This is a genomic window from Amycolatopsis thailandensis (genome assembly GCF_002234405.1).
GTDB lineage: Bacteria > Actinomycetota > Actinomycetes > Mycobacteriales > Pseudonocardiaceae > Amycolatopsis > Amycolatopsis thailandensis.
Genome location: NZ_NMQT01000013.1, coordinates 79,027 through 86,068, shown reverse-complemented (window position 1 = coordinate 86,068; position 7,042 = coordinate 79,027). Strand labels below are relative to the sequence as shown.

The 7,042-nt window shown below is 68.6% G+C and carries 7 protein-coding genes and 1 pseudogene; 3 read left to right on the top strand and 5 right to left on the bottom strand.

Annotated elements, in window-relative coordinates:
- Positions 1-397 (bottom strand): annotated as a pseudogene (locus CFP71_RS03460) (oxidoreductase); the annotation flags it as partial.
- The gene (locus CFP71_RS03455) at positions 394-891 is read right to left on the bottom strand and encodes a phosphoribosyltransferase (RefSeq protein WP_007028464.1); all 498 of its coding nucleotides are present in this window, start codon (positions 889-891) and stop codon (positions 394-396) included. The gene CFP71_RS03455 and the pseudogene CFP71_RS03460, both read right to left, overlap by 4 nt.
- A gap of 115 nt (positions 892-1,006) precedes the next feature.
- Between CFP71_RS03455 and CFP71_RS03450 the strand changes: the two genes are divergently transcribed.
- Together CFP71_RS03450 and acs are read left to right on the top strand one after the other, a co-directional pair.
- A complete protein-coding gene (locus CFP71_RS03450) occupies positions 1,007-1,585 on the top strand; it encodes a GNAT family N-acetyltransferase (protein ID WP_093932360.1) in 579 nt (192 codons plus the stop codon).
- Between the two features lie 100 nt (positions 1,586-1,685).
- Positions 1,686-3,656, top strand: coding sequence for an acetate--CoA ligase (gene acs, locus CFP71_RS03445; RefSeq protein WP_093932359.1), 1,971 nt, complete (start codon positions 1,686-1,688; stop codon positions 3,654-3,656).
- A 64-nt stretch (positions 3,657-3,720) separates the two neighbouring features.
- Here acs and CFP71_RS03440 read toward each other — a convergent pair whose 3' ends face one another.
- Complete coding sequence (locus CFP71_RS03440) at positions 3,721-4,575, bottom strand: AraC family transcriptional regulator (RefSeq protein WP_093932358.1); 855 nt, start codon at positions 4,573-4,575, stop codon at positions 3,721-3,723.
- 172 nt (positions 4,576-4,747) lie between these two features.
- Here CFP71_RS03440 and CFP71_RS03435 point away from each other — a divergent pair, with 172 nt between their 5' ends.
- On the top strand, positions 4,748-5,254 hold the full coding sequence (locus CFP71_RS03435; RefSeq protein ID WP_093932357.1) for a DUF6319 family protein: 507 nt from the start codon (positions 4,748-4,750) through the stop codon (positions 5,252-5,254).
- Positions 5,255-5,310: 56 nt separating this feature from the next.
- On the opposite strand, the gene CFP71_RS03430 is transcribed toward CFP71_RS03435, so the two are convergent.
- Together CFP71_RS03430 and CFP71_RS03425 are read right to left on the bottom strand one after the other, a co-directional pair.
- Positions 5,311-5,646 (bottom strand): cupin domain-containing protein, encoded by a 336-nt coding sequence (locus tag CFP71_RS03430; protein ID WP_093932356.1) that lies wholly within the window; start codon positions 5,644-5,646, stop codon positions 5,311-5,313.
- Positions 5,643-6,950, bottom strand: coding sequence for an MFS transporter (locus CFP71_RS03425; RefSeq protein WP_093932355.1), 1,308 nt, complete (start codon positions 6,948-6,950; stop codon positions 5,643-5,645). The genes CFP71_RS03430 and CFP71_RS03425 overlap by 4 nt, the downstream gene beginning before the upstream one ends.
- Between the last annotated feature and the right edge of the window lie 92 nt (positions 6,951-7,042).

The window sequence follows — 7,042 nt, the reverse complement described above, 5'->3', positions numbered from 1 at the left end:
GCATCTCCAGCCGCGGCCCGACGTCGCCGGACGAGCGCGGCCGTCCCAGCGCGTCGAGATCCGTCACCAGGTCCGAAGCGGCCAGAACGTGCAACCGCGCCAGCGCCTGCAACGGCGCGCGCCGCCAGGTCGGGAGCAGGCCCTCCAGCGCTTCCGCGACCCGCAGCGCGCCCGCCAGCACCGGATCGGTCACCTCGCCGGATTCCGGCAGTTCGGGCGCGGCGCCCTCGATCCCGGCCGACGCCCGCGCCGATCGCACGGACGCTTCGGCGGCCGTCGCCGCGCCGCCACGCAGGTTGGCGGGCAGCCGGTGGACGGCGAACACCGCGTCCTGAGCCGATTTCGCGGCCGCCGCGACCCCTTCGAGGTCCAGCAGCGGCTTCAACGGATCCGTCACGCGTCCAGCACCTGCCCCGCGCGCCGCACGACCGGCGCCTGCACCGACCACGGGAAGTTGATCCACCGGTCCGTGTGCTTCCACACGTACTCGCACTTCACCTCGGAGCGCGGCTTCTCGTAGACGACAGCGCAGCGCACCTCGGCGACGTGATCGGCGCAGAAGTCGCGGACCAGCTTCAAGGTCGCGCCGGTGTCCGCGACGTCGTCGGCGACGAGCACCTTCTTCTTCGTCAGGTCGACGACGTTCGGCACCGGCGGCAGCATCACCGGCAGGTCGAGGCGCTGGTCGACGCCGGTGTAGAACTCGACGTTCATCACGTGCAGGTTCTTGACGTCCAGCGCGTAGCCGAGCGCGCCGGCGACGAACAGCCCGCCGCGCGCGATCGACAGGATCAGGTCCGGCTCGAAGCCGTCGTCGGCGACGGCCTGCGCCAGATCCCTGCTGGCCGTCCCGAACAACTCCCAGGTGAGCTCTTCCCGCTCCTCGGCCATGCTGCCTCGCCTTCGTCGATCGTTCCCGCGAGCATAGGCAACGCCGCAGTGGCCTTCTCGAATGCTTCGAAACTGGCTATCCAGCAAGGCCATTACCGGCCGTAAGTTCAAGATCGTGACCGACTGGAACACCCACGCGACCTTGACCGGCGAACGCGTCCGCCTCGAACCGCTCACCCGCGACCACGTGAAAGGCCTGTTCGAAGCCGGATCCGACCCGGCGATCTGGACCTGGCTCAGCCTCCGGCCGCCGGAAGACCTCGCCGCGGCCGAAGCCATGGTCGACGCCATCCTGGCCGACCCGGACCGTCGCGCCTGGGCGCAGATCGACGCGCGCACCGGCGAGGTCGCGGGCACGACGTCGTTCTACGCGATGAACGCGCGCCACAAGATCATTTCCCTTGGCTACACCTGGATCGGTTCCGCGTGGCAGCGGACCGGGCTCAACCGCGAGTCGAAACTCCTGTTGCTGCGCCACGCTTTCGACGACCTCGGCGCGAACCGCGTCTCGTGGGAGACCGACATCCGCAACCTGAAGTCGCAGAAGGCGATCGAACGCCTCGGCGCGCAGCGGGAAGGCGTACTGCGCGCGCATCGCGTCCGGCCCGACGGAACCATCCGTGACACCGTCGTCTACTCCCTCACCGGACCAGAATGGCCGGCGGTCCGTACCGCTTTGTCCTCAAGCGTGTGAATGCGGTCCGCAACCACGATGCAACCTTTTACTTCGCGTCGTAACGTCGATAGCGTGCCAACGGGCGTGAAGACACGCGAAACACAGGAGGCATCGCACCATGACCGAGCAGTCGCCGGCGCTGGACAATTTGCTCACGGAGAGCAGGACCTTCCCCCCGAGTGAGGCTTTCAGCGCGCAAGCGAATGCCACCGCCGACTTCTACGCCGAAGCCGACGCCGACCGGGAAGCGTTCTGGGCCAAGCAGGCCGACCGTCTCCACTGGGAAACGAAGTGGTCGCAGGTACTGGACTGGACCAATGCGCCGGTGGCGAAGTGGTTCGTGGGCGGGAAGCTGAACGTCGCGTACAACTGCGTCGACCGCCACGTCGTCGACGGGCACGGCGACCAGGTCGCCATCCACTGGGTCGGCGAGCCCGGCGACAACCGCGACATCACCTACGCCCAGCTGAAGGACGAGGTTTCCAAGGCGGCGAACGCTTTCGAGTCCCTCGGGCTCGTCGCGGGCGACCGCGTCGCCATCCAGATGCCGATGGTGCCCGAGGCGATCTTCGCGATGCTCGCGTGTGCCCGCATCGGCGTCCTGCACAGTGTCGTCTTCGGTGGTTTTTCCCCGACAGCGCTGCGATCCCGGGTGGACGACCAGGCGGCGCGGATCGTCATCACCACCGACGGCCAGTACCGCCGCGGCAAGGCCGCGCCGATGAAGGTCAATGTCGACGAAGCGCTCGAAGGCGCCGAATCGGTCGAGAAGGTCATCGTCGTCCGGCGCACCGGCGAAGAGGTGCCGATCGCCGAAGGCCGCGACCTCTGGTGGCACGAACTGGTCGACGGCCAGTCCGCGGAACACGCGCCGCAGGCGTTCGACTCCGAGCACCCGCTCTTCATCCTCTACACCTCCGGCACCACCGGTAAGCCGAAGGGCATCCTGCACACCTCCGGCGGATACCTGACCCAGGCCGCGTACACGCACCACAACGTCTTCGACCACAAGGCCGGCGAGGACGTCTACTGGTGCACCGCCGACATCGGCTGGATCACCGGGCACACGTACATCGTGTACGGGCCGCTGGCGAACCGGACGACGCAGGTCGTCTACGAAGGCACGCCGAACACCCCGCACGAGGGCCGCCACTGGGAAATCGTCCAGCAGCACAAGGTCTCCATCTACTACACCGCGCCGACGTTGATCCGCACGTTCATGAAGTGGGGCAATGAGATCCCGGAGAAGTACGACCTCTCCTCGCTGCGCGTGCTCGGCAGCGTCGGCGAGCCGATCAACCCCGAGGCGTGGATCTGGTACCGGGAGAACGTCGGCGCGAACTCGGCGCCGATCGTCGACACCTGGTGGCAGACCGAGACCGGCGGCATCATGATCTCGCCGCTGCCGGGCGTCACCGCCACGAAGCCGGGCTCCGCGCAGAAGGCGCTGCCGGGCATCTCGGCGAAGGTCGTCGACGACCAGGGTGTCGAGGTCGGCAAGGGTGGCGGCGGCTACCTGGTGCTCGACAAGCCGTGGCCGGGCATGCTGCGCGGCATCTGGGGCGACGAGGAGCGGTTCCGCGACACCTACTGGTCGCGCTTCGCCGACCAGGGCTACTACTTCGCCGGTGACGGCGCGAAGTACGACGCCGACGGCGACGTCTGGCTACTGGGCCGGGTCGACGACGTGATGAACGTGTCCGGGCACCGCATCTCGACCACCGAGGTCGAGTCCGCGCTGGTCTCGCACCCGACGGTCGCCGAGGCCGCCGTCGTCGGCGCGACCGACCCGACCACCGGACAGGGCATCGTCGCGTTCGTCATCCTGCGCGGCAACGCCGTGGACGGTGGCGACGCGGCCGTGCAGGAGCTGCGCAACCACGTCGCCAAGGAGATCGGGCCGATCGCGAAGCCGCGGCAGATCCTGGTCGTGCAGGAGCTGCCGAAGACGCGCTCCGGCAAGATCATGCGCCGCCTGCTGCGCGACGTCGCCGAGAACCGCCAGGTCGGCGACGTCACCACGCTGGCCGACTCGTCGGTGATGGACCTGATCTCTTCGGGCCTGAAGTCCGGCAAATCCGAGGAGTAGCCAAGCGCGATGAAGGGGCCTTTCATCGCAAAATTTGCGATGAAAGGCCCCTTCATGGCATCGGTCAGGCGGGTTCGACGGCCAGCCAGAGTTCACAGGTGGCGGTCCCGAAGTCGTCCGAGTGCTCCAGGATCGTGACGATCGACGGTCCCGGCCGCAGGCGCCACGGGTTGGACGGGAACCATTCGGTCGCCGTCGCCGCCCACACCTTCTGCAGTGCCTCCGGATGCGGGCCGTCGGTACGGAAGACAGCCCACCTCCCGGCCGGCACCTCGATGACGTCGAGATCACCAGGGATGTCACCGGTGACGGCGACCCCGTGCAGGTAGGTCAGCTCGGCGTCGTCCGGGTCAAGGGCGTCGCTGACCTGCAGCAGTCCCGGCGGTTCGGTGTCGCTGAGCGCTTTCAGCCGGGCGTGCGCCTCCGGCGGCAGCGCGGTGATGTGCCGCTGGATGTGCGGGTTGACGCCTTCGTGGACGAGCGGGACACGGGTCGCGTGCCCGGCGAGCCGGAAAGCGGGACGGTCGACGATACGGGTTTCCATGGGGACGCTCCCTTCGACGCTCAGGCGGAACCTGAGCCGCGGTTGTGTGCGAAGGGGGCCACCGTCACGGCGGACCTCACCGGGACCGGCGCCGTGGACCGCCCGGAACGCCCTGCCGAACGCCTCGGCCGAGCCGTAGCCGTACCGGACGGCGATGGTCAGCAGATCGCCCTCGCCACGGACGACGTCGGCGACGGCGGCGGTCATGCGGCGACGGCGGACGTACTCCGACAGCGACATTCCCGCCAACGACGAGAACATCCGGCGCAGGTGGTACTCCGTCGTGCCGGACGAGCCGGCCAGCCCGGTGACGTCGAAGTCGTCCTTGAGGTGCTCTTCGACCAGATCGACGAGCCGATTGAGTGCCGAGATCACGTGGCCTCCCTTCGCCGTCGACTCTGACGCAGCGCGACCGGACCGCGCCCGATCGTCGCGGACCGATGCGATCATGCGACACGCTTAGCACACCCTGCCGCGCGACAGTCGAACGCCTGTTCTAGGATGTGCCGGGTACCACCCCATACCCGGGCAAGGAGCGACACCGACGATGACCGTGGATGCCTTGACACGCACTGACGCCGTGTCCGAAGAAGCGGCTACCGAAGCGCCCGTCGACTCGACGCCGCAGGCGGAGACCACCTCGGAAACCAACTCGGAGACCACCGAGGCCAAGACCGAAGCCCCCGAGGCTTCCGCGTCTTCGGAGACCCCCGCCGAAGAGAACACGGCCGAGTCCCCCAAGCCCAAGCGTGGCCGCCCGAAGGTCGCCACCACCGCGAAGAAGACCCGCACCGTCGAGCTGACCCTCACGGTCACCGGCACCGCCGACGGCGAGTGGCAGGCCGAGCTCAAGAACGGCGCCAAGTGGGTCGCGAAGGGCCTGGAGATCCCGGCCGCCGCCGTGTCCCGTGCCGCCAAGGAGCTGCACGCGGATCTGTCGGGCCCGATCGACGAGGTCATCAACGCCGCCCGCGAGCTGCAGGCCGCGAAGGTGGCCCAGCTCGAAGCGGAGCTGGAGAAGGCGAAGCTGGCGCTGGCCGAGCTGGACGCCTGAGACTTTCCTCCTGACCGGGGCGGACGCTGGAAACTTCAGTGCCCGCCCCGGTTTTTTCATTCCGCGATCGGCGGCCGCGCGGGCAACGGCGTCTTGAACTCGACCCACTGACTGTCCACAATGGCCTCGACGCTGTGCGGGACGCCGCGCGGGTGGACGATCGTGCCGCCCGCCTCCAGCGTCACCTCACGGCCGTCGAGCGTGCCGCGCAGCGAACCCGAAATCAGGTACACGATGCTGTCGTGGTCGTGGCTGTGCACGGGAGAAGCGACACCGGCCGGATAGTGGATCTCGTACGCCAGACCGCCTTCCGCCGTCGCGAGCGTCCGGAACCGGCCCTTTCCGCCGAGCAGCGGCAGACCCTCCACTGTGGACATGGTGGTCCAGGTCATCGCACGGATTCCATGGCAGCGGCCTCCTCTTCGCGGTCCGGGTCGCGGGCGAGCACGACACCGATGATGCTCACCACCGCGGTCGCGAGCAAGTAGACCCCGATCGCCAGCCAGGTGTCGAAGCCGGCGAGCAGTGCCGTGAACAGCAGCGGCGCGGGCGCCCCGCCGATGACCCCGGCGAGGGTGTACGCCAGCGAGCTGCCGGTGTAGCGCAGGCGCGGCGAGAACTGCTCGGTGACGAGGGCGGCCTGCGGGCCGTAGAGCGCGGCGTGGATGACCAGCGCGAGCACGATCCCGATCGCCAGCATCGCGAACGAACCACCGCTGACCATCGGGAAGAACACGAACGGCCAGATCCCGGCGGCGATGGTCGCGACCAGGTACAGCTTGCGCCGCGACACCCGGTCCGAGAGCGCGCCGAACAGCGGCATCAGCACCAGCTGGAACGCGGAACCGATCATCACCGCGGCCAGCCCGGCGCCGCGCGAGAGGTCGGTGTGCGTGGTGACGTAGGTGAGGACGAAGACGGTGAACAGCGCGTAGAGCACGTCCGGGCAGACCCGGATCAGCACGGCCGCGACGAGCGCGCGGCGTTCGGTGCGGAAGACCTCGGAGATCGGCGCCGACGAACGCTCGCCACGCTCCTGGATCTTCTTGAAGACCGGCGTCTCCTCCAGCTTGAGCCGGATCCAGAGGCCGAATCCGACCAGCGCGCCCGAGAGCAGGAACGCGATCCGCCAGCCCCAGCTGTTGAACTGGTCCTCGGTGAGCAGCGCGGCCAGGACGGCGAGGACACCGTTGGCGAGCAGGTTGCCCGCGGGCGGGCCGATCTGCGCGGCCGACGCCCAGAACCCGCGTTTGCCCGGATCCCCGAACTCGCTCGACAGCAGGACGGCGCCACCCCATTCGCCGCCGATGCCGACGCCCTGCGCGAACCGCAGCGCCACGAGCAGGACGGCCGCGAAGCCGCCGATGTTCTCGTACGTCGGCAGGACACCGATGAGGAACGTCGCGACGCCGGTGAGCACGAGGGTCATGACCAGGATGCGCTTGCGCCCGAGCACGTCGCCGAGGCGGCCGAAGAGGAAACCGCCGAGCGGCCGGGCCAGGTAGCCGACGGCGTAGGTGGAGAACGCCGCCATCGTGCTCGCGAGCTGGTCTCCCGACGGGAAGAAGAGATGTCCGAAGATCGTCGCGGCCGCCACCGAGTAGGCCGCGAAGTCGTACCACTCGAGCGCGGTTCCCGAGAGGCTGGCCGCGAAGGCCTTGCGTAGCGAGCGCCGGTCACCGGCTGGTGAGGTCATGTCCACTTCCCGTCCGTAGAAGGTCCGCAACCCCGCCGGGAGGGGTTGAATTGCGGATATACTCCTTGTATACAAGCTGTATGCGCAACCCC

Excerpts from the sequence above, each read along its gene's own strand:
- CFP71_RS03455 (WP_007028464.1), bottom strand. The coding sequence starts at position 891 with ATGGCCGAGGAGCGGGAAGAGCTCACCTGGGAGTTGTTCGGGACGGCC.
- acs (WP_093932359.1), top strand. The coding sequence starts at position 1,686 with ATGACCGAGCAGTCGCCGGCGCTGGACAATTTGCTCACGGAGAGCAGG.
- CFP71_RS03435 (WP_093932357.1), top strand. The coding sequence starts at position 4,748 with ATGACCGTGGATGCCTTGACACGCACTGACGCCGTGTCCGAAGAAGCG.
- CFP71_RS03430 (WP_093932356.1), bottom strand. The coding sequence starts at position 5,646 with ATGACCTGGACCACCATGTCCACAGTGGAGGGTCTGCCGCTGCTCGGC.
- CFP71_RS03425 (WP_093932355.1), bottom strand. The coding sequence starts at position 6,950 with ATGACCTCACCAGCCGGTGACCGGCGCTCGCTACGCAAGGCCTTCGCG.